Consider the following 255-nt stretch of genomic DNA (forward strand, 5'->3'; position numbering starts at 1 on the left):
CCGGTAAGGCTAAATACTCCCGAGAGACCGATAGTGAACCAGTACCGTGAGGGAAAGGTGAAAAGAACCCCGAACAGGGGAGTGAAATAGAACCTGAAACCGTATACTTACAAGCGGTCGGAGCGTCCAGGTGGCGTGACGGCGTGCCTTTTGCATAATGAGCCTACGAGTTACTCTTCACTGGCAAGGTTAAGTGCTTCAGGCACGGATCCGAAGCGAAAGCGAGTCTGAATAGGGCGCATAGTCAGTGGAGGT

Annotated in this window: 1 rRNA gene; it reads left to right on the forward strand. The window is 52.5% G+C overall.

The features are described 5' to 3' along the window. Nucleotides 1-255, forward strand: a 23S ribosomal RNA gene (locus tag JHD79_RS22680); the annotation flags it as partial.

Source organism: Pedobacter sp. ASV28, from assembly GCF_016428855.1.
In the GTDB taxonomy this organism is placed as follows: Bacteria; Bacteroidota; Bacteroidia; order Sphingobacteriales; family Sphingobacteriaceae; genus Pedobacter.